The organism is Gemmatimonadaceae bacterium (genome assembly GCA_030647905.1).
In the GTDB taxonomy this organism is placed as follows: Bacteria; Gemmatimonadota; Gemmatimonadetes; order Gemmatimonadales; family Gemmatimonadaceae; genus UBA4720.
The window spans coordinates 43,353-63,162 of the sequence record JAUSJA010000018.1 but is presented as its reverse complement, the minus strand read 5'-3'; the positions used below and the strand labels follow the sequence as shown (position 1 = coordinate 63,162).

Annotated in this window: 20 protein-coding genes; 10 read left to right on the top strand and 10 right to left on the bottom strand. The window is 64.2% G+C overall.

Features of this window, described 5'->3' with window-relative positions:
• Window positions 1-10 precede the first annotated feature (10 nt).
• The 8 genes from Q7S20_03985 (at window position 11) to Q7S20_03950 (ending at window position 8,279) form a co-directional block, all read left to right on the top strand.
• Entirely contained in the window at window positions 11-820 is an 810-nt protein-coding gene (locus Q7S20_03985) for a hypothetical protein (protein MDO8500984.1), read from the top strand.
• Window positions 817-1,704: a 3-hydroxybutyryl-CoA dehydrogenase gene (locus Q7S20_03980; protein ID MDO8500983.1), complete on the top strand. Its 888-nt coding sequence runs from the start codon at window positions 817-819 to the stop codon at window positions 1,702-1,704. Before Q7S20_03985 ends, Q7S20_03980 begins: the two co-directional genes overlap by 4 nt.
• Complete coding sequence (locus Q7S20_03975; protein ID MDO8500982.1) at window positions 1,701-3,374, top strand: FAD-binding oxidoreductase; 1,674 nt, start codon at window positions 1,701-1,703, stop codon at window positions 3,372-3,374. The genes Q7S20_03980 and Q7S20_03975 overlap by 4 nt, the downstream gene beginning before the upstream one ends.
• A gap of 51 nt (window positions 3,375-3,425) precedes the next feature.
• On the top strand, window positions 3,426-4,175 hold the full coding sequence (gene thyX / locus Q7S20_03970; GenBank protein ID MDO8500981.1) for an FAD-dependent thymidylate synthase: 750 nt from the start codon (window positions 3,426-3,428) through the stop codon (window positions 4,173-4,175).
• A 149-nt stretch (window positions 4,176-4,324) separates the two neighbouring features.
• The gene (locus Q7S20_03965) at window positions 4,325-5,449 is read left to right on the top strand and encodes a hypothetical protein (GenBank protein ID MDO8500980.1); all 1,125 of its coding nucleotides are present in this window, start codon (window positions 4,325-4,327) and stop codon (window positions 5,447-5,449) included.
• A 27-nt stretch (window positions 5,450-5,476) separates the two neighbouring features.
• Window positions 5,477-6,511: a hypothetical protein gene (locus tag Q7S20_03960; protein ID MDO8500979.1), complete on the top strand. Its 1,035-nt coding sequence runs from the start codon at window positions 5,477-5,479 to the stop codon at window positions 6,509-6,511.
• A complete protein-coding gene (locus Q7S20_03955; protein ID MDO8500978.1) occupies window positions 6,508-7,110 on the top strand; it encodes a GNAT family N-acetyltransferase in 603 nt (200 codons plus the stop codon). The genes Q7S20_03960 and Q7S20_03955 overlap by 4 nt, the downstream gene beginning before the upstream one ends.
• Window positions 7,107-8,279: a KamA family radical SAM protein gene (locus tag Q7S20_03950; GenBank protein ID MDO8500977.1), complete on the top strand. Its 1,173-nt coding sequence runs from the start codon at window positions 7,107-7,109 to the stop codon at window positions 8,277-8,279. Before Q7S20_03955 ends, Q7S20_03950 begins: the two co-directional genes overlap by 4 nt.
• Before the next feature lie 48 nt (window positions 8,280-8,327).
• On the opposite strand, the gene Q7S20_03945 is transcribed toward Q7S20_03950, so the two are convergent.
• From Q7S20_03945 to Q7S20_03935, 3 genes are all read right to left on the bottom strand, one after another.
• Window positions 8,328-9,392 carry an alpha/beta hydrolase-fold protein gene (locus Q7S20_03945; GenBank protein MDO8500976.1) on the bottom strand — a complete coding sequence of 355 codons (1,065 nt, stop codon included), beginning with the start codon at window positions 9,390-9,392 and terminating at the stop codon, window positions 8,328-8,330.
• Between the two features lie 120 nt (window positions 9,393-9,512).
• A complete protein-coding gene (locus Q7S20_03940; protein MDO8500975.1) occupies window positions 9,513-9,746 on the bottom strand; it encodes a hypothetical protein in 234 nt (77 codons plus the stop codon).
• 159 nt (window positions 9,747-9,905) lie between these two features.
• Entirely contained in the window at window positions 9,906-11,168 is a 1,263-nt protein-coding gene (locus tag Q7S20_03935) for a 4-hydroxy-3-methylbut-2-enyl diphosphate reductase (GenBank protein ID MDO8500974.1), read from the bottom strand.
• Here Q7S20_03935 and Q7S20_03930 point away from each other — a divergent pair.
• Complete coding sequence (locus Q7S20_03930; protein ID MDO8500973.1) at window positions 11,154-12,260, top strand: LD-carboxypeptidase; 1,107 nt, start codon at window positions 11,154-11,156, stop codon at window positions 12,258-12,260. The genes Q7S20_03935 and Q7S20_03930 overlap by 15 nt on opposite strands.
• Here the strand turns inward: Q7S20_03930 and Q7S20_03925 are convergent.
• The 5 genes from Q7S20_03925 to Q7S20_03905 all read right to left on the bottom strand — a co-directional run bounded on the left by Q7S20_03925 (window position 12,250) and on the right by Q7S20_03905 (window position 17,009).
• Window positions 12,250-12,828, bottom strand: coding sequence for an SIS domain-containing protein (locus Q7S20_03925; GenBank protein ID MDO8500972.1), 579 nt, complete (start codon window positions 12,826-12,828; stop codon window positions 12,250-12,252). The two genes, Q7S20_03930 and Q7S20_03925, sit on opposite strands and share 11 nt — an antisense overlap.
• Window positions 12,825-15,599, bottom strand: a complete 2,775-nt coding sequence (locus Q7S20_03920; protein ID MDO8500971.1) for a DEAD/DEAH box helicase — start codon at window positions 15,597-15,599, stop codon at window positions 12,825-12,827. The genes Q7S20_03925 and Q7S20_03920 overlap by 4 nt, the downstream gene beginning before the upstream one ends.
• Before the next feature lie 81 nt (window positions 15,600-15,680).
• The gene (locus Q7S20_03915) at window positions 15,681-16,205 is read right to left on the bottom strand and encodes a hypothetical protein (protein ID MDO8500970.1); all 525 of its coding nucleotides are present in this window, start codon (window positions 16,203-16,205) and stop codon (window positions 15,681-15,683) included.
• Between the two features lie 12 nt (window positions 16,206-16,217).
• Complete coding sequence (locus Q7S20_03910) at window positions 16,218-16,496, bottom strand: hypothetical protein (protein MDO8500969.1); 279 nt, start codon at window positions 16,494-16,496, stop codon at window positions 16,218-16,220.
• Window positions 16,497-16,778: 282 nt separating this feature from the next.
• On the bottom strand, window positions 16,779-17,009 hold the full coding sequence (locus Q7S20_03905; GenBank protein MDO8500968.1) for a SelT/SelW/SelH family (seleno)protein: 231 nt from the start codon (window positions 17,007-17,009) through the stop codon (window positions 16,779-16,781).
• Between the two features lie 152 nt (window positions 17,010-17,161).
• Here Q7S20_03905 and Q7S20_03900 point away from each other — a divergent pair, with 152 nt between their 5' ends.
• Entirely contained in the window at window positions 17,162-17,593 is a 432-nt protein-coding gene (locus Q7S20_03900; GenBank protein MDO8500967.1) for a GspH/FimT family pseudopilin, read from the top strand.
• Window positions 17,594-17,663: 70 nt separating this feature from the next.
• Here Q7S20_03900 and Q7S20_03895 read toward each other — a convergent pair whose 3' ends face one another.
• Entirely contained in the window at window positions 17,664-18,818 is a 1,155-nt protein-coding gene (locus tag Q7S20_03895; GenBank protein MDO8500966.1) for a DEAD/DEAH box helicase, read from the bottom strand.
• 142 nt (window positions 18,819-18,960) lie between these two features.
• Window positions 18,961-19,809 (bottom strand): alpha/beta hydrolase, encoded by an 849-nt coding sequence (locus Q7S20_03890; GenBank protein MDO8500965.1) that lies wholly within the window; start codon window positions 19,807-19,809, stop codon window positions 18,961-18,963.
• Window position 19,810 lies beyond the last annotated feature (1 nt).

Genomic DNA, 19,810 nt, shown 5'->3' with positions numbered 1-19,810 from the left:
TTTACGCAGCATGGCTGACAACCCCTCCAATCTTCCGACGACACAGCCCCCTCTCGACCGCACCGCGATCGAGCGTGTGCTTGCCCGTGCCGCCGAGCTTCAGGCATCTACCGCGAGCACCGATTCGAGCGGGATGCTGACGGAGTCGCAGCTGATCGAGATCGGCAAGGAAGCGGGAATCAGTTCGACGACTCTCACTCAGGCGCTGGCCGAGGAGCGGTCGCGCGTCGCCGTTCCAGTGGAACAGGGATTCGTCGCGAGCATCACCGGACCGGCGATCGCCACGGCGTCACGCACGGTGCGTGGCTCGCCCGCCGAGGTTCTCGCGGCGGTTGACACCTGGATGCAGCGCGAGGAAGCGCTGCGCGTGCAGCGCCGCTTCCCCGACCGCATCACCTGGGAAGCGCGATCAGGTGTGCTGGGGACGCTTCAGCGCGGGCTCAATCTGAGCGGACGCGGATATCATCTGGCGCGCGCGAGCCAGGTGGCGGCGACGATCATTCCGGTGGACGCGGAGCGGGTTCTCGTGCGCGTCGACGCTGATCTTTCCGAGAGCCGCGGCGCGCGAGTGCGCGTCGGCGCCGGGGCGCTCATCGCCGGCATACTTGGCAGCGGCGTGATCGCCGTCATTGGATCCATTGCAGTGACACCGGATGCATTCATTCTGCTCGGAGGCGCGGCGGCAGTGCCGACACTGATCGGGGCCATCGCGGGATACCAGATCGGCAAGGGACACCGGCAGCTCGTGATGCGCGCGCAGCTCGCGCTCGAGCAGACCCTCGACCGGCTCGAATTCGACTCTTCCAGGAGGCTCAAGTGAAGGAGATCAGAAAAGTTGGCGTGCTTGGTGGCGGGCTGATGGGCAGCGGTATCGCCCAGGTCAGTGCGCAGGCCGGGTTCGACACCGTCGTACGCGAGGTTTCGGATCCTATCATCCAGAAATCGCGGAGCGGAGTCGAAAAGGTTCTGGCGAAGGGGATCGAGCGCGGCAAGGTGACCGCGGAGCAGCGCGATGCAGCGCTGTCGAAGCTCTCGTTCACCACCGAGCTCGCGAAGCTCGCCAACTGCGATATCGTGATCGAGGCGGTCGTCGAGGATCTCGAGTTGAAGAACGCGATGTGGAAGGATCTCGATGCCATCTGTCCGGCGGAGACCATCTTCGCATCGAACACCTCGAGTCTCACGATCGCCGCGATGGCCGCGGCGTGCGGAAGGCCGGACAGGATGCTGGGGCTTCACTTCTTCAATCCGGTTCCTCTGATGAAGCTGGTGGAGGTCGTGCGCACCATCACAACCAGCGAGGAGACCGCCAACGCGGCGTTCGAGTTCGCGAAGAAGCTGGGGAAGGAGCCGGTCCGTGCGAAGGACAGTTCCGGCTTCATCGTCAATCTTCTGCTCGTCCCCTACATGCTCGACGCGATCAGCGCGCTGGAGAGCAACGTCGCGAGCGTCGAGGACATTGACAAGGCGATGCAGCTTGGCGCGGGGTATCCGATGGGTCCGTTCACGCTGCTCGACTTCGTGGGGCTCGACACGACGTACAAGATTGCCGAGATAATGTTCGCCGAGTATCGCGAGAAGAGGTACGCGCCGCCGCCGCTGCTCAAGCGGATGGTGATCGCCGGGATGTACGGGCGGAAATCGGGGAAGGGCTTCTACGACTACTCGGAGAATCCGCCGCGGGTGAGCAGCCTCGGACTGTGACCGGGCGCGCAGCGCAGCAGTGTCATCTTCCACCTGCCGGTTTTCGCGGGACGTATCGGGCTGACGCTCTCTCGCGCGCCGTATACTCAGAGGCGGCCGGTGTTGGCCGTATCGTGCCCGTCGCGATCGCCGTTCCGCGGGATGCCGAAGATGTAATGACGCTCGTGCGATGGGCATCGGCGAGCTCGCTGTCCATCGTGCCTCGCGGATCGGGCACCAGCATGAGCGGCGGAGCGATCGGTCCCGGCGTGATGGTGGATCTCAGCGGGATGGACAGCATCGGCGAAGTGGACGTCGCGGGGCGTTCCGTATGGGTGGGACCGGGCGCGCTGCGCGGAAAAGTGAATCGTGCAGCGACTGCGGGTGGGCTGCGCTTCCCGGTGGATCCATCGAGCGGAGAATTCTGCACGATCGGCGGAATGGTCTCGACGAACGCCGCCGGTGCGCACACGCTCGGCTTCGGCGCGATGCGGCGGTGGGTGCTCGCGCTCGACTGCGTGTTCGACGATGGGAGCCGTGCCGTGATCGAGCGCGGCAGGCCGGCGCCGGCGGAAATCCCGGCGATCCAGCGATTTCTCTCGCGTGAGTCGGAGCTCCTGTCGGACGACGCGGCCGGCGCCACAGTGCACGCCGGCGTCGCAAAGAATTCGTCGGGGTATGGCGTCGCCGCGTACGCGAAGTCGCGCGAGCTGGTGGATCTGCTCGTCGGCAGCGAAGGCACTCTGGCGGTAATCGTCGGCGTGAAGCTGGCGCTGACCGAGGCGGCGCGAGCCACCAGTGGCGTGCTCGGTGCCTTTGGAAATCTCGACGACGCCGTGAAAGGCGCAGTCGGCGCGAGGGAGGCAGGAGCCGTGGCGTGCGAGCTGCTCGACCGGACTTTTCTCGATGTTGCGGCGGGTGGCGGCGCCCACTCGCCGGTCGCGGCGCTCGCCTCGGTACCGCCGGGCACGGAAGCCGTGCTGCTCGCCGAAGTCGAGGGAGAGAGCGAGGAATCCGCGGCACTAGCGGCGGACGAGCTCGCCCGCCTGTTCGCCGGCGCCGGTGCGAGCGTCACGCGCGTCGCGCTCGGATCGCAGGACCAGCACGAGATCTGGGAGCTGAGACACGCGGCGAGCCCGATCCTTTCGCGCCTCGACCCGGCGCTCAAGTCCATGCAGTTCATCGAGGACAGCGCGGTGCCGGCGAATTGCCTCGCCGATTACGTGCGGGGCGTGAGGGCGGCACTTGATGCGCGAGGCGTTCGCGGCGTCATCTTCGGACACGCGGGAGACGCGCACGTTCACGTGAACCCGCTGATTGACGTGAGCAAGCTGGACTGGCGCGCCGACGTGGACGGCCTTCTCGACGATATCGTCGCGCTCACCGCACGACTGGGCGGCACGCTCAGCGGTGAGCACGGAGACGGGCGTCTCCGGACGCCGCTCTTGTCCCGTGTGTGGAGCTCGAAGGCCATCGAGCTGTTCGCGCTCGTCAAGCGTGCCTTCGACCCGAGGGGAATTCTGAATTCCGGCGTGAAGGTACCGGTCGGCGCTCAGCGACCTCTCGGCGACATCAAGTACGATCCGGCTCTCGCTCCCCTGCCGGCCGAAGCGCGGTTGGTGCTCGACAAGATTGCCGACGACAGCTCGTACGCGACGCCGCGGCTTTCTCTCATTCCCGGTGCGGGCTAGCTTACCGTCGCCCCGCCTCCTCTCAGAACAGACTCTCTTCCCGCCACAGACGTGATCTTCCTCGAGCCCCGCATTACCGTACTCTCGCGACCCGCATTCGCCGAGCCCTCGCATCTCCCCGTCCACTGGCTCGGAGAGAGCACCGATGGTGAGAAGCTCGCCGAGTTCGCGGGCCGCCTCTGCTACATGAGCCAGAAGAATCCGGCGAGCCGCAGCACGCGCGAGTATCTCGAGAACATCAAGAAGCAGGGGCACGGCAGCGTTCTCGAGCACGCCAACTACTCGCTCCTTCTCGAGGGAGTGAGCCGCTCGCTCACCCACGAGCTGGTGCGCCACAGGGCGGGATTCTCCTACTCACAGCTATCGCAGCGGTACGTGGACGAGTCGGAGGCGAACTTCGTTATGCCTCCGGCGATCATCGGCGATGAAGCGCTGGAGAAGGCGTGGCGGGATCAGGTCGAGGCGGCTCAGCGCGCGTACGTCACTCTTGTCGAGCAGCTGATGGCCCGCTACGCCTGGGTGGGCGACAAGATCCATCGCCGGAAGATGGCGAGAGAGGCCGCCCGGGGCGTGCTGCCCAATTCCACCGAGACGAAGATCGTCGTCACCGCCAATGCGCGAGCGTGGCGGACGATGCTCGAGCTGCGGTCGAGCGAGGGCGCGGAGTTCGAGATCCGCCGCTGCGCGCTGGCGATGCTGCGGACTCTGCTGGGCGAGGCGCCCGCTTTCTTCTCCGACTTCGATATCTACGCCGCGGCGGACCGGGCCGAGGCGGCACGGATCATCTACCACAAGGTCTGAGAAGAGAGAGCCTTCACCGCAGAGAACGCGGTGAAAATTTTTTTCCGCGAAAGAATTTCTCCTTTCGCGAGAAAAAATATTGCGCCCCATAGTAGTGGTTTATATACTCGGGGTCATGAATCGCTCGCGCGCATTTTCGTAGGGACCGAATGACCCGGATCGGTTTCGCCTTCAATCAGAAGCCAGAGCCATCCGAGCTCACGGGCAACATGCAATCGGCCGCGCGCAACTCTCTGCCGGCTGACGGTGAGTCGTCCCGTCCGGAGGAAGAACCGCCGAGTATCGCAGACGAGTTCGCCGAGTGGGACAGCATCGAGACCATAGATGCCGTCGCCGCCGCTCTCGGCGCCATCGGCAAGGTGATCCGTCTCGAGGCGACCGAGGACTTTCCCGAACGCTTGCGCCGCGCCAGACCGGACATCGTCTTCAACATCGCCGAAGGACGGTACGGCGCGAACCGTGAGGCGCACGTCCCGGCCATCTGCGAGTTCTACGGAATTCCCTACTCCGGCAGTGATCCGCTCACGCTCTCCCTGTGCCTCGACAAAGCGAAGACCAAGGAGATGCTCGCGTATCACTGCGTGCCCACCGCGGGCTTCGCCGTCGTCAGGGAGATGAGCGACCTCGCGAGCGCACGCGAGATTCCGCTGCCCCTTTTCGTGAAGCCGATCCACGAGGGATCGTCGAAGGGAATCACCGAGCGGAATTTCTGCCGCACGCATGATGAGCTGGAGGCACAGACCGCGTTTCTCCTCGAGACCTACCGCCAGCCGGTGATCGTCGAGGAGTATCTGCCGGGCGCCGAATTCACGTGCGCCGTGCTTGGTAATGGAGCCGAAGCGAAGGTTCTCCCCATCGTCGGGATGAATTTCGCGTCGCTGCCCGAGGGAGCGCTCCCCATCTACGGCTACGAGGCCAAGTGGATCTGGGACCGCCCCGAGCGCCCTCTTCAGATGTTCGATTGCCCCGCCCACATAGACGAATCACTCGCGAGAGCGATCGAGCGTGTCACGCTCGACGCGTATCGCGTGCTCGGCTGCCGCGACTGGTCGCGGATAGACGTGCGGCTCGACGCCGCCGGAAAGCCCAATGTGGTGGAGGTCAATCCACTTCCCGGAATTCTCCCCGACCAAGCGGACAACTCCTGCTTTCCAAAAGCAGCCCGTGCGGCCGGGTTGAGCTACGACCAGCTCATTCAATCCTGTTTGCAACTGGCGGCCGCGCGGCAGAACGTCGCACTCGGCCGCTCGCTCCAGAGAGACCGCGCCGCCTAGAAACGGCGCCCCCCGGAGGGCGCGAGCATGAAAATTGGCGTGTTGTTCGACGGGATGTCGGCGCTCGGAGTGAATCCCGACGGACTGATCCTCGAATCAGTGGAAGCGATCGAAAATGCGATCGAGCACTGGGGGCATCAGCACGTCCGTGTTCCGGTGAATCCCGACGGGCGATGGGTAGAGCGCGTGCGACGCGCGAAGTTCGATCTCGTCTTCAACCTCTGTGAAGGGATCGACGGCGTCGCCGCGCTCGAGCCGATGGTCATTTCGGTGCTCGAGCTGTTCGGGATTCCCTTCACCGGAAACTCCAGCACCACCACGGCCCTGTGTCTGCGGAAGTACGTCGTGAACACGATGCTCGACAGGGCTGGGCTTCCCCTTCCCCGGTGGTCGCTCGCGCGGAAGGGCGAGGACGTGGCGAGCGTGGGATATCCGGCCATCTGCAAGCCGGCCGCGGAAGACGCGTCCATCGGGATCGAGCAGCGGTCGGTGGTGCGCAGCGGGCGCGCGCTCACTGCGCGGCTCGACGCAATGCACGAGCGGTGGGACGAGGTCGTCGTGCAACGCTACGTGGCCGGGCGCGAAGTGAACGTCGGCATCGTGGATGACGAGGTGCTGCCCGTTGCCGAGATCAACTTCGGCGAGATGCCGCGTGGCATGTGGAAGATCGTGTCGTACCAGTCCAAGTGGATCCCCGGCAGCGAAGAGGACCTCGGCGCGACGCCGTCGTGCCCGGCCGATCTGTCGCCCGAGCTGACGGAGGAGCTTCAGCGCATCACGCTCGAGGCGTGGCGCGCCGTCGGTGGGCAGGGATACGGCCGCGCTGATTTCCGGATTGACGCCGAAGGACGGCCGTGGCTTCTCGAGGTGAATCCGAATCCCGACATTTCTCCCGACGCCGGACTCGCCCGCATGGCGCGCGTTGCGGGGATGGATTACAACGCGCTCATTCGTCGCGTGTGCGAGGCAGGGCTCAGTCTGCGCATAGACACGTCGCCGGAGCTGTGGCAGCGCGCGCTCCGTCTCTCGGGGATGGAGCTTCTGATGGCGGCGACGCCGTGATCATCCGGACTCCGCAGAAACCTCTCGTCGCTCCGCCGCGAATCCTCGTCGGAGATCTCGGCCCCGGGTACCGCGAGAGCGTACGCGACATTCTCGTCGCGACGCACGTCTTCCGCGAAGACGAGGTCGCGGTTGCGATTGAATTGTTCGACTCGGTGTACGGCGCGGATGCGGCGCATACCGGGGTTCCCGTGAATCCTCCAGCCAGCTCTGATTATTTCTTCCTCGGCGCCTTCACCCCGGAAGAGGAGCTGGTCGGCTTTGCCTGCTACGGGCCCACGCCCGGCACGGACCGCACCTACGATCTGTACTGGATCGCCGTGCATCCTGCCGCTCAGGGATCCGGCAGCGGAACCATCCTCCTTGGTGAGGTTGAACGAAGGCTAAAGGGACTGAACGCCAGAATAGTGGTAGTGGAAACATCGTCCCGATCCGACTACGGGAACACGCGCGGGTTCTACATCTGCCGTGGATACGTCGAGGCCGCGAGGGCGCGCGATTTCTACGCGCCGTCGGACGACCGGATCACATTCACAAAACGGTTGCAGAGCCGCGCCCCATCCCTGGGATGGCCGACGCATGGAGTGATGCCACAATGAGTGACTGGCAGAAAATCCTGAAGGAAGAGAGCATCGCCACACTCGACAAGCTGCACGAGAAGTTCGGCGACGCGATTGACGTCGAAGCGCTGAGGCCTGCGTTCGAAAATTTCCAGATGCGCCTCACGCCCTCGGTGCTCGATGCGATCAAGGAAGTCGGCGATCCGATGTGGCAGCAGTACGTGCCGACCGTCGAGGAGCTGGATGTCGTGGACGGAATCATCGATTCGCTCGACGAGGATGGCGACTCGCCGGTGCCGAACATCACCCATCGGTATCCGGACCGCGCGCTGTTCCTGGTCAGCCCGGTATGCGCCAGCTACTGCCGCTTCTGCACGCGGCGGCGGAAGGTCGGCGATCCGGAGAAGATCCCGCTCAACCAGTACGATTCGGCGTTCGAGTACCTGAGGCAGCATACGGAGATCCGCGACGTCATCTTGAGCGGCGGCGACCCGATGATGCTGAGCGACCGGCGGCTGGAGTACATCTTCCAGCAGCTCAGGGCGATCCCGCACATCGAGATCATCCGCATTGGAAGCCGCATCACATCGCACCTGCCCGAGCGCATCACGCCGGAGTTCTGCGAGATGGTGCAGAAGTACCACCCGATCTTCATGAATACGCACTTCAATCATCCCGACGAGCTGACGCCCTCCGCGGTGGCGGCGCTCGACCGCCTATCCAGGGCCGGCGTGTCGCTCGGCTGCCAGACGGTGCTGCTCAAGGGCGTCAATGACGACGCGAAGGTAATGATGAAGCTGATGCACGAGCTGCTGAAGGCGCGTGTGCGGCCCTACTACATCTTCATGGCCGACCAGGTCGCCGGCGGCGAGCATTTCCGCACCACCGTCCAGAAGGGTCTCGAGATCATTCAGGCGCTGCGCGGCTGGACGTCGGGCCTGGCGGTGCCGCAGTTCGTGATAGACTCCCCTGGCGGCGGAGGAAAAGTCCCGCTGCTGCCCGAATCTGTCGAGGAGATCAACGACGACGAGGTGATCTTCCGCAACTACGAGGGAAAGCGGTTCACCTACAAGCAGCCGAAGCAGATTCCGGCGGCCGAGCCGCTGCCCGCCGTTGCAGCAGAGATGGACGTCGTGCCGATCGGGCGAGGGAAGAAGAAGAAGGAGGGAGCGGTGCGCACGCGGCGGAGAAAAGCGGCGGGAGAGTAGTTCTCTTTGTCATCGGAAAGGCCGCCCATTCAGGCGGCCTTTCTTCGGTCAATGCAGTGTCCTGGAGAAAAAGGGCATGACTTTCGACTCTATTCGCGACCTGATGCGGCTGCCGTGAGTTCCCTCGTAAAGCTCGGCCGCGTGATGTATTCCGAGAGCGGTCATCAGCGAATCGAGCTTCTGAACGTTCGCCGGAATATCGCGGAATCCATCGGCAGTGCCGGCGTCGAACGCAATCGCCATCCGCGCGAGACCCGCGACATGCGCCGGTACGAGCGTGAGCGGCGTTACCGTCCAGCTTGTCGCGAGCGCCGCGTTCGAGATCAGCGAGTCGCCCTCCAGCGCGAGTGGAAACCGAACGTAGAATGGCGGGTTCGCCGGGTCGGGTGAATAGACGGCGGCCATGCCGTAGATGATGTTCGGAATGAATCCCGCCTTCGAGAACTGCGATCGATCCGTAAGGCCGAGCGCGATCTTCCACGCGCGTGTCATCCCGGCGTCGGGAGAGTCGGCCAGGCTTCCGAGGCAGCATGGGCTGAGCGCATACAGCGCCGAGAACATTTCGGGATGGCGCATGGCGACCCGGAGCGCGCCGAAGCCGCCCATCGAGTGACCCGCGAGACCACGGCCCGTCCGGTTGCGGACCGTGCGATACTTCCGGTCCACGTATGATACCAGGTCGCGGACGATGAAATCCTCCCAGTTGCCGGTAACGACTGAGTTCGCGTAGAAGCTGCCATCGTACGCATCCCGCGCATTGGGTGTGACGACGATCATCTCGCGTACTGCGCCGGCGCGGATCAGGCTGTCCATGGACAGCCTGATATTCAGATTCTGGTACGCGCCGCGCATGAACGCGCGGTGGTCAGCCGCGAATCCGTGCAGCAGGTACACGACGGGATATCGCTTCGCCGGCCGCTTCGAGTAGCTCGGCGGGAGATACACCGTCACTTCGCGCCGGTCGGGATCGCCGAGGAGGTTGGCGCGGAGCGACGGAGCGGCGACGGTGTCCACGTGCGTGACGCCGTCGTTCTGTGCCGGGAGGCGGGCCGGTACGACCGCGAGCGCGACTGATGCCGCAAGCAGGGAAAGCAGTTTTTGTGGGGATCTCATGGCGGGGAAGATCGCGACCAAACGGGTAACGGGTAACGGGTAACGGGTAACGGGTAACGGGTATCGGAAAAAGGGCCGCCCCTCATCAGGGCGGCCCTTTTTCACTACTCGACAGACGATTCAGTTTTCGGTCTGGTCTCCCTCGTTGTCATAGCCAAGTGCATCCGCTTCGCGAAATCTGTCGAAAATCCCCGCTACGAAGTCCGTTCCTTTCTCCCCGATGCTGCCGGCGGTCGTCCATCCCTTCTGGAACCACGCCCCGAGATTGAGCACGTCCTCCGCTCCTTCCGCGCCAACGCCAGCCTGGGGATCAGGCGTAGCGTGCGCTCCGAAGAGCTCCATCACAACCTCCACTGGAAAACCTCCTGTCCTTGTACGCCGCTCGACATAACAAGTTTCGGGCCGTCCCACGGAAACCAGAAACGCCAGCACATTAATCACGACTGGCGCTGCGAGCAACACTATATGTTACCTGGTTGACATCAATTCGTCGCGGCGGCCCGCCGGCGGAGGTCAGATCACGTTTTCGGGCGGAACTCCTCTCGTTGCGAAAAGCCGCGCCACCGCGTCACCGATCTTGTTATTGGGCGTGCTCGCTCCCGCCGTGATTCCGATCTGAAGCGGGCCCGGACTCGCCAGCCATCCCACCTCGTCCACGTCTCCGTTCGATCCGGGAGGACGGTGGCGCACCGTTCCGGTCACGGGATCGATGGCGGCCGCATCCTCGATATGATACGTACGGACCTTCTCCGAGCAGAGCGCGGCGAGGGAGATCGTATTGCTCGAGTTGTAACCCCCGATCACCACCATGACGTCTATCGGATGCTGGAGGAGCTCGATCACCGCGTCCTGCCGCTCCTGTGTCGCGCTGCAGATGGTGTCGAACGTCCGGAAGTTGGTCTTCGCGTAGTCGTCACCCTTCGCGCGCGCCATCGCCTCGCCCACCGCGACGCCGATCGCCAGTGATTCCCTCGCCAGCATCGTGGTCTGATTCGCCACGCCGATCCGCTGGAAATCGCGCACCGGATCGAAGCCCGGCGCTGCGGCGTGCGCGAACCTCTCCATCAGCTCATCGGCGGAAAGTCGTCCTTCGATGAAATCGCAGACCACCCTCGCCTCGTCCATGTTCCGGACCACGAAGTAGGGCGCGTTCGGATACTTCGCCGCCTGCGACGCTGTCGCCCGCGTCTCCTCGTGGTAGTACTTCCCGTGGATGAGCGACGTGAAGCTGTCCTTGGCGTAGCTCTCGACGCGCTTCCAGACGTTGAGCACCGACCCGCAAGTCGTGTCCACCATCACGCAGCCGATCTCGCGCAGCGTCTGGAAATCGTGGATGGTGACTCCAAACGCCGGCAGGATCACGACGTCGGAGGGTCCGACTACGCTGTAGTCAATTCCGTTCGGCCCGATGTCGAGAATCTCCACACCCATGTCACGCAGCTTGGTGTTGACGTGAGGGTTGTGGATGATTTCGCCGGCCAGGAATACCCGGCGGTCGGGGAACTTGCGCCGGGTCTGGTAGGCGTAGTCCACCGCCCGCTCCACCCCATAGCAGAACCCGAACTCCCGGGCCAGTCGGATCGTGGTGTCCCCGGCTTCGAGGCAGAACTCCCGCTGCCGGAGCAGATCCACCAGCCGCCCGCTATAATCAGACGCAAGCTCAGCCTGCACCTCGGCCTTGAGCCCGAATCCCTTCCGGAAGTAGACGTCCGGGCCCGCACCCTGCTTCTTGGCCGTGGCAATGGCGGCCGACGGGGCCGAATGTTCGGGGTTCAACTCCTTAACCGGCGAATCTGGCATATCACGCAATCTAGTGAGGGCACTACGGTCCCGCTTCCGTCGGGAAATGGTACTCCGGAGCCACTGAATCCGTCGCCGGTCATCGAGCTGATCCGGCCCACCGCCATCGCGCGCGGCGAGGCGATCGGCGTCGTGGCGCCATCGTATTCACCGCGCGAAGGCCAGCTCATGCGCGGCGCCAAGGCGCTGGAGCGCGCCGGCTACGAGGTCATTCTCGATCCGGACATCCTCGAGTTGCGGCGCTTCACCAGAAAACAGGACGAGCGCCGCGCGGCCAACTTCATGGGCATGTGGCTCGACCCGCGCGTGAAGGCAGTGATCGGCGGCACCGGCGGCTACGGCGTCACGAGAATGATCCCCTATCTCGAGCCCGAAGTTTTCCGTCGGAATCCCAAGATATTCGTCGGCTATTCCGACATCACGGCGCTCCACCTCTGGCTCATGCGTCAGGCGGGGCTGCGCGTGTTTCACGGCCCGACGGTGGACGACCTGATTCCCATCGCTCGCGATCCGACCACTGCGTCGCTGCTCACCGCGATCACGACGCCGAGGCCTCCGACGCGATTCGGAAAGGATGTAACCCGCGCCGTGAGACCCGGCCGCGCGACGGGTCGGCTCACCGGCGGGAACCTCTCGCTGGTGCAGCAGACCATCGGCACCGCCTATGAAATTGACACTCGCGACGCGATCCTGTTTCTCGAGGAGACGCACGATCCGATGTCGGTGGCCGACGAGCGGCTCGTGCATCTTCGCGCGGCGGGGCTGTTGCAACACGTAAAGGGAATCGTGTTCGGACAGCTCTCGCTCGACCGTTCGGAGGAAGACGAGTTCGAGGATTTCCTGCTCGACCTGCTGTCAGATCTGGACGTTCCCATCCTGATGGATTTCCCCGCCGGTCACGAGGTGCCGAACCTCACGCTCCCGCTGGGCACCGAGGTCGAGCTGGTCGCCGACGGCTCGACCGGATGGCTCAGCTACAAGGAGGACGCGCTCTCGACGGCAGAGCCGGTGGAGAGCGCGGAAGACGCGCCAGAAGCACCGCAGACCGCCGAGACGGTCACTCCCTAGCGTCGCCGCCCAGCGCCTTGTCCACGGCGCTGCACCAGACGTGGATGAGCATCAGGTGGACCTCCTGGACCAACGCGCCGTCAGTGCTCGGAACCGCCAGCACGTGATCCGCCTCAGCGCCGCTGAGTCCGGCGGCACCGGTGAGAGCGATCGTCACCACACCGCGCTGTCGCGCCAAGCGCAGCGCGCGAAGCACGTTCTCCGATTTCCCACTCGTCGTCAGCGCGACGGCGACGTCGCCCGGCTGCGCGAACGCCTCGATCTGCCTCTCGAATACAGCGTCGTAGCCGAAGTCATTGCTGATACAGGTAACTGTTGCCGAATCGGCCGAAAGCGAGATGGCGGGAAACGGCCGCCGTGTTTTCCGGAAACGGCCCACCAGCTCTTCCGCCAGATGACTCGCTTCCGCCGAGCTGCCGCCGTTGCCGAAGGTGAGCACCTTGTGGCCCGCGCCGAGCGCTGCCACGAGCGCTTCTCCCGCCAGCTCCGCCGCGGACTCGAGTGCGACAATGCTGTCGGAGACCGCCTGCTGGTGCCTGCTGAAATGACGGTGGAATTCTGTGCTCATCGCCCGCGAAATCTACGGCCCGACCCGCCACCCCGCCCCTTCGGGCCACCGTCTCCATTGTCCGGCCCTTCGCGCTTCCCTCCGCGCTTTTCGCCACGGGAGCCGCCACCACCTTTTCGCGGACCGCCTTGCCGCCCTCCCCGACCATCGCGCCCATCCCGGCCGCCCCGGTGCCGCGTGGCAAGCTCTCGCGCCCTCCGCTCCTCACTCGACTCATTGTCGCGCGCGTGACGCGCGTCATCCACCTCGTCAGGCGACCACGGCTGCGCCAGGGCATCCTGCAAATCCTCCAGCGTATCCGCGCGGATTGCGCCGCGCTGTCCGCGTATCACGACGAATCTCAGCGGACGATCGAGAACCGGGAGCTCCGCTTCGGTGATGGACCGCGCGAGTTTCTCCGGAAGCCGCAGCCGCGCCACCGCCGCGAGACCGCCGTCTCTTTCCTCCACGTCATATTCGATGTCCACTTCGCGATCGCGGATCACAGCCGTCTCCGGCAGCCCTGCGTATCGCTCGCGCACCTCACGCGGCACGATCTCGTCGCGGTCGAGCGTCAGGCGCGCGTTGCGGAAATCGTTCATCGAGCTCACGCCGGCCAGCCGCTCTTCGTACCATGCGGTTAGATCCTGCAATCCGAACCTCGGTGTCAGCCCGCCTGAGCGACGATACGTCTGCCTGATCTCCTCCACCGCTGCGCGGTTCCGCTTGACCGACAGATGCCGCGCCTGTCCGCGCGCGAGGGCTTCGGCCAGCGCGTCCCGCGCCCTCGCAGCGAGCTCGGGCGGGATCTCCTCGAGCACTTCGATCTCGCGCTCCAGCTCGAATCCGAAGTACTCGAGCGTGTGCTGGAGGACGAGCTGCCCTCCCTTGCGAGCAGGATCGTAGGCGATCTCGGAAATTCCGCGCGTGGCGTACTTCCGGATGAGCTGCATGGGAACCTGGGTTCCCTCGATCGCGGCGCGTGGATTTCCCGACCTGTCGGCGAAATAACGGAGGTCTCCGGCAATCGGACCCCAGCTTCCGCACACGCTCGTCTTCGATACTCGCGCTTCGCTACCGTCGGCAGTCTCTTCGTCAATGACGAGATCGAAAGGCATGAACCGCGCGAGCACCGCGGCAAACTTGCGGAGCACGTGGTCGCGCGCGACCGGCATCCGCGATGGCAGCTCCATGCCCAGACCGCGGAACACGCTCGCCATCCCGAGCGCAGTGTCCTCGATGGACTTCATCAGCACGCCGCGGCGCTCGGCCCACGCCTCGAGATCATCGGTGAAGAGATGCCGCGGCAGCCCGTACACTTCGCCCATGTAGCCGCACCGCGTGAACGCTTCGGCATAGAGGTTGTACGCGGTCAGATGATCGCTGCCCGGAATGACCAATCCATCGAGATCGCGCTCCTCGCGCGTCATGCGATGGAGCGACTCGATCGAGCTCATCACGGCGATGTACGGCACGAGCTCGTCGTCTGCGTTCACCAGAAGTTCGGCCCACTGGCGATCCACCGGCAGCGCTTCGACCGACTTGCCGTACACCGACAGTCGTCCGTTCTCGATGATTCCTCGGCTCTCGAGAAGTGAGACCGCGCGACGATACGCGATGCGATCGAGCGGCACCGGCAGATCGAGCTGCGACGCGTCCACGCCCATGTCGGCGCAAGTCATGGCGACGCGCTCGGAGTCGCCGGCAAGCTGGAACTCGGGCGCAGTTGGACGCAGCGCCTCGAAGCGGATATCGCGGTCGGAGAGAATGAACACGCGCCCGCCCTCGACGCGGCCGTGCACGCGACCCGCCATCTGAAGGATTTCGTTCGCGCCGAGATGCATGCGGGTGAGGACGTTCTTCCCGCGCTCGATGATGTTGCCGAAGCGCCTGTCATCAATGATGACCGTGTCGAGTCCCTTCACGTTGAGGGCGCTCTGCCCCGCCGCCGTCATCGCGAGGAAGTACGGCTTCTTCTCGCCGCCCTCGAGAAACGGGCGGATGATTCGAATCGGCTCGCCGCCGTGATAGTACGCGGTGTTGATGCGCGGGAACTGCGACGACACCCGCTCGGCCGCCTGCTCGACACCGGCGCGCGTAGGGAGGAACATTCCGACGCCGAGTCGGTCCTTGATCACGCGAAGGAGAAAGCGGTCGTCGAGAAACTCCTGGGGATCCTTCCGCACGACCTTCACGTCGGCGGCGCGCGCGGGGTCGAAAGCGAAGCTCTGCAGCACGGCGGCGGCGGCGAGGTAGGTGGCGTAAAACGTTGGATCCACCGTTGCGGAGAGCCAGATGAACCGGCAGCCCACGCGCTTCCCGAGCGCCAGACACAGTTCGAGCTCCGCCGATGTCTGGTGGATCTCATCAACGACCAGCGTGTCGGTGGGGAGAATGTCACCGTCCTGAAACCAGCGGCGGGCGATTCCGGTGGTGACGATGATGACGTTCCAGGTCGGCGTTTCGGGCGTCGCTTCACGCTCGCGATTGACGACCCCCACGCGAAGATCTGTCGTGCTCAGAATCGTTTCGGCAATCGGGCGGATGGAGAGCGTCTTTCCGGTGCCGGTTCCGGCGACGATGCCGAAACCCTTCCCGGCCGCAGCGAGATCCCTGATCTCCTGGCCGTGCTGCTGCTCGAGGATCGTCTCGATGTGGAGACCGAGCGCCAACTCGATCGTTTCGCATGCGGCGCGCGTCGGGGCGATGACGATGATGCGGCCGGTGGGAGGCTCCGCGGCGACGAACGCGGCGTGATCCGGAGGGAGGTATCTGTCGCGAACGGTTCGCATTGCAGCCCAAGTTGCAATAAAACGGCCCCGGGTGGAATCACTCCACCCGGGGCCGGGTCCTGCAGGCGACCGCGTTTTCAGTTAATCGCGGCGGTTGCCCTTGTTGTTACCCTTGTTGTTGCCCTTGTTCTTGTACCAGCCGTTGTGCTTGCCGTTGTCGTGACCGTTGTTCTGGTCCCAGCGGTCATTGCGGCTGCGGCCGTTGCGATCTTCCCAACCGTCGTTGTTCCGGTCGTTGTCGCCGCGATTGACCTGACCGTTGCGACGGTCGTTGGCGTTGCTGATGACACGACGGTCAATCACGCGATATCTGCCGAATGTGTCGCGGCGCGCGCGCTCCTGAATGAGATTGCCGTTCGAATCGTAGCGGGTGCGAACGTAGATGTTGTTCCCGTTGCGATCGCGCGACTCACGGCGCCACTGGCCATCTGCCCGTGTGCTGCCGTAGATGTTTCCGTCGCGAGTGTCAACGCGCGACGTGCTTCCGCTTCTCGTTCCCGTATTCGCCGGATCCCACCAGGGCCCGCTGTTGCGAGACTGCGCAGCGAGCGGAGCCGCGAACGTCGCCGCGGCGACGAGACCAAGTGCAAATGCAATGCGTTTCATCGTTGCTTCTCCTTATTGGTCAGGGGAGTCGTTGCTGTCCATGTCCTTGTCTTTTTCCTTCTTCGACTTCCCCTTCCTGGACTTTTCATTGCCACGCTTCGGCGAATTGTCGCCGAAGATGACGGAGCCATTGACTGGCCGGTTGCGGACAGCTGTGACGCAGTCAGTAGGTGCCGGCTGTTGTCCGGCAGGAACTCCCTCGATCCAGATACGGCACATTCCCGCCGGCGGCCGATAAGCCGGAGGCACCATCGGCCCTTGTGTGCGCTTCGGGAGCCCAGGAATCTGCATCGGGAGCTCCCGAGGGAACCCCTGCGCATTCGCTGGCCTCCCCGCCGCGAGGATCCCCGCGGCAAGGAGTGCGAACCCCCATCTATTGATCTTTCCCGCGTCATTCCGCGAGAACGAAAGGATTGTCATGGGGGAGTGGATTTGCATGGGGGATGCCAGGCATGGTATGATGACGTATCTAGCGACATTACAACCACTTACGCTATTGGCTGAGGACGAAGAGGCCCTCTCGATGTCCCCTTGGGAGGACATTTTTCCTGCAACGATTGGACGCTTTTTCGATCAGGTGGAATTCTCATTCAGCAGCTTCAGAATCTCGCCCGGCATTGCGTGGCGGCCGAGCTTCGATTTCTCGAACACGGGAATGCCATCGCGGGAGACTTCGAAGCGTCCGTGGCCGGACGGAATCATCTCGATATCCACGCCGGGAATGCGGTCTTTGAGCTCAGCCGCCAGACTGGCGGCTCGGGGCTGGTAGTTTCAAACGGTGCAGTATTCGATCGTGATCTTCATCGCTCTTCTCCGGTGAATCGGCGGTGGCTGTCGCCATAGATGTAACGCAATCGCCTGTCGAATGCGGTGGTTTGCTCCCCGTGGGAAGCAGGTGGTGTCATGACCCGCGGCGCGACTTGGTAGCAATTCTGCATCAACCGCGGCGGGGCGACATGACGGGACGAACGAGCGACGGATTCACTATCATCGAGGTAACCGTGGTCATGACTGTGGCCGCTGCGCTCTTCGTCATCGCTCTGCCGCGCGCGTGGGCGTTCGTAGACAGCATGGAGGTGCGCGGGGCGGTGACGGAGATAGAATCCATGTTCTCGCTCGCGCGCCACGTCGCCATCGCGCGCGGCACACAGGTGACCCTCGACATGGATGCGCCGCGTCGGGTCATCTCGATTCGCGCCGGGACGGAGCCGATCAGAGCTCGCGAGATCGGCGCCGCGCATGGGGTGTCGCTGTCGACGAACCGCACGTCCATCACGTATTCTCCGATCGGTGTCGGATACGGCGCCAGCAATTTCACGATGGTAGTGGCGCGGAATCGTGCCGCCGACACGATCATCGTCTCGCGTCTCGGCCGCGTCCGGCACTGACGGAATCGCAAGGCCGCGGCTAACGCTACGGCTATCGCTACGGCTATCGCTACGGCTATCGCTTTGGCCGCTATGCTTCCGCGGGCTCGGGCTCGACCTTCAGCGAGCCGAAGTCGAAACCGGGCACCGAGATGCGCGGGATCGGCTCGCCAATTACACGCTCGATCGCGCGCACCATGGCGATCTCGTCGGGCGCCATGAACGTGAACGCATCGCCCGTGGATAGCGCCCGCCCCGTGCGCCCGATGCGATGCACATAATCCTCGGCCTGTTGCGGCACGTCGTAGTTGATGACGTGGCTGATGCCCGAGACGTCGAGACCGCGCTGAGCGATGTCGGTCGCGACGAGGACGCGCACCGTTCCCTTCTTGAAATCCTCGAGCGCGCGCGTGCGCTCGCCCTGCGACTTGTCGGCGTGCATCGCGGTCGCGCTGATACCCTTCGATGAAAGGTGCCGCACGACCTTGTCCGCTCCATGCTTGGTGCGCGAGAAGATGAGAACGGAATCCATTCCGTCCTTCTGCAGGAGCTCGGCGAGGAGGTCGGTCTTCTTGTCGCGCGGCACCGGATAGACCGCGTGCGTGACGGTGCTCGCCGCCGACGACCTGCGCCCAACCTGAACAACGATGGGCTTACGCAGATACTTGCGCGCCAGCGCCTCCACCTCGGGCGGCATCGTCGCGCTGAACAGCAGCGTCTGCCTGAACCGCGGCACTTCCGCCACGATACGGTTGAGCTGCGGCGCGAAGCCCATGTCGAGCATCCTGTCAGCCTCGTCGAGAACCAGCACCTCGAGGTCGTCGAAGGCGACGTTCTGCCGCTCCATGTGATCGAGCAGCCGGCCGGGCGTGGCGACGATCACGTCCACTCCCTGTCGGAGTTCCTTCGTCTGCGGCTCGACGCCGACTCCGCCGTAGATCGCCGCGACTCTGAGCCCGGTGTGCCTGCCGTATTTGCGGAAGCTCTCATCCACCTGGACGCAGAGTTCGCGCGTCGGCGTAAGAACGAGAACGCGAACACGGTGCGCGCTGGCGCGTGCCTGGCCGTGCCTTTCCTCCAGCAGACGCTGGATGATCGGGAGAGTGAAGCCGGCGGTCTTTCCTGTTCCTGTCTGCGCGAGACCGATCAGATCGCGCCCCTTGAGGGCCAGCGGAATCGCCTGCTGCTGAATCGGCGTCGGATTTGTGTAGCCCGCGTCCTCGACCGCTCTCAGAAGTTCGGGCATGAGTCCGAGATCAGGGAAGCCGAGGAGCGAGGATTTCTTTTCGGCGGAGGGTTCGGCCGCCGGTTGCACTGGCTCCGCAGTGGTTTTCGATTTCTTCGTGGCGGAAGTGCTCTTTCGTCGGGAATTTCCGGCTGCCGGGGTTTTACTCATTCTGAGTCGAAATATAGCCGGACCGCGCATCCGTTCGGAAAAAATCGGCGATGGAGCGGTTCACGATCGCCGGTGTCTCGTCGAACATGACGTGTCCGCCGCCCTCGATCACTATCGCCGGCTGGCGCCCGCTGGCGCCCGCGTACCGGGCGACGTCGGACGCCGGCGACAGCGAGTCGTCAGTACCGACTACTGTCATCCACGGCACTTCCATGCGCGGAAACAGCGCGGCCCATTCGAACTCGTGAAGCAGATGACGGAGAGCGCGCGTGAAATCAGGAAACTGCGTCGGCGCCCAGAACTCATCCACGTCCCGCGGCGATGCACGTCGCCTCGATCCGTAGGCGACGCTCAGCATCAGACGAACCAGCGCGCGTGTCGCCAGCAATGGAAGAAGAGGGATCGCGAATCGCGGTGTGATTGCGCGAAACAATGTCATGCCCCGCACACCCGCGAATCCGACAGGCACGACGAGAACGACTCCGCTCACCCGGTCAGGAGCGAGCGCAGCGACGCTCGCCACGATGGCCGCGCCCATCGAGTGGCCGACCAGCGCTGCCTTCGACAATCCAAGCGAATCGAGAATTTCCAGCAGATGATCGCGCATGGAATCCGCGGTATACTCGCTCGGCTCCCGCGGCTTGTCCGACAGACCGTGGCCTTTGAGCTCGACGGCGATGACGTGGAATCCGGAATTCGCGATCTCGCGCAGGTTCTCGTGGAAGATCCACGCGCCGCATCCCCAACCGGGTACGAGAACGATTGCGGGGGCGCCGGCGTCGCCGGCTTCGACGACGCGCACTCGAAGACCGGATCGCAGCGCGACGAATCGGGTCCGCACT

What these genes read in the sequence shown, in the direction of transcription:
- Q7S20_03910 (MDO8500969.1), bottom strand. Translation starts at nt 16,496, where the DNA reads ATGCAGATTCCTGGGCTCCCGAAGCGCACACAAGGGCCGATGGTGCCT.
- Q7S20_03915 (MDO8500970.1), bottom strand. Translation starts at nt 16,205, where the DNA reads ATGAAACGCATTGCATTTGCACTTGGTCTCGTCGCCGCGGCGACGTTC.
- Q7S20_03945 (MDO8500976.1), bottom strand. Translation starts at nt 9,392, where the DNA reads ATGAGATCCCCACAAAAACTGCTTTCCCTGCTTGCGGCATCAGTCGCG.
- Q7S20_03895 (MDO8500966.1), bottom strand. Translation starts at nt 18,818, where the DNA reads ATGCCCGAACTTCTGAGAGCGGTCGAGGACGCGGGCTACACAAATCCG.
- Q7S20_03920 (MDO8500971.1), bottom strand. Translation starts at nt 15,599, where the DNA reads ATGCGAACCGTTCGCGACAGATACCTCCCTCCGGATCACGCCGCGTTC.
- Q7S20_03925 (MDO8500972.1), bottom strand. Translation starts at nt 12,828, where the DNA reads ATGAGCACAGAATTCCACCGTCATTTCAGCAGGCACCAGCAGGCGGTC.
- Q7S20_03960 (MDO8500979.1), top strand. Translation starts at nt 5,477, where the DNA reads ATGAAAATTGGCGTGTTGTTCGACGGGATGTCGGCGCTCGGAGTGAAT.
- Q7S20_03930 (MDO8500973.1), top strand. Translation starts at nt 11,154, where the DNA reads ATGTTCGGGGTTCAACTCCTTAACCGGCGAATCTGGCATATCACGCAA.
- Q7S20_03965 (MDO8500980.1), top strand. Translation starts at nt 4,325, where the DNA reads ATGACCCGGATCGGTTTCGCCTTCAATCAGAAGCCAGAGCCATCCGAG.
- Q7S20_03950 (MDO8500977.1), top strand. Translation starts at nt 7,107, where the DNA reads ATGAGTGACTGGCAGAAAATCCTGAAGGAAGAGAGCATCGCCACACTC.
- Q7S20_03900 (MDO8500967.1), top strand. Translation starts at nt 17,162, where the DNA reads ATGACGGGACGAACGAGCGACGGATTCACTATCATCGAGGTAACCGTG.
- Q7S20_03985 (MDO8500984.1), top strand. Translation starts at nt 11, where the DNA reads ATGGCTGACAACCCCTCCAATCTTCCGACGACACAGCCCCCTCTCGAC.